Genomic DNA, 667 nt, shown 5'->3' on the forward strand with positions numbered 1-667 from the left:
CAGAGATAGGCAGGATGCGATCGCTTCTTTCCTGAACCATGTTCAGGAGAGTTCAGCGTGAATGTATCAGGTTCCGACGGCTATCCAGAAGTCCTTCCTGGCAGCCATTCTGGCCCTCGCCTGCCTGGGGAGAGGGATCCCTACTGTGGCTCGTCCTTGGCCGGAGATTGTGGATTCTGGACGGCTGCGCGTTGCCGTAAAAGACAACCTGAGGCCGCTGGGGTTTCGCACTCCCCAAGGGGAGCTGCAGGGGTTTGAGATCGACCTGGCTCGAGAGCTGGGATCCCGCCTGTTGGGCTCGGCAGAGGCTGTGGAGTTGGTGCCGGTCTCGAATGTAGAGCGGCTGCAGGTGCTGGCTGACGGCCAGGTGGATTTGGCCATTGCTCAGATCGGCATTACCCCGGATCGGGCGCGCCAGGTGGAGTTCACTTCTGCTTACTATCAGGATGGCCCCAGCTTGGTTGTGGCTCGTTCCCACAACTGGGAAAGCTGGTCGGACTTGCGGGGCGGTCGCGTTGCAGTCTTGCGCGGTTCCAGCGCCATTCCCCTGCTGAATCGATACCTGCCAGGGGTGGAGTTGGTGCCTGTCGATTCCTACCGAGAAGGGGCGGAACTGCTCCTGAAAGGGGCGGTGCAGGGGTGGGCAGCAGATCGCTCGGTGCTGGCA

General features: G+C 61.3%; 1 protein-coding gene. It reads left to right on the forward strand.

Annotated elements, in window-relative coordinates; translation table 11 throughout:
- Positions 1-61: 61 nt before the first annotated feature.
- Positions 62-667 (forward strand): transporter substrate-binding domain-containing protein (locus NW837_RS12060; RefSeq protein ID WP_414331837.1); only part of this gene is annotated, 606 nt, incomplete at its 3' end.

Origin of the sequence: Synechococcus sp. R6-10 (genome assembly GCF_047461815.1) — a bacterium.
GTDB lineage: Bacteria > Cyanobacteriota > Cyanobacteriia > Thermostichales > Thermostichaceae > Thermostichus.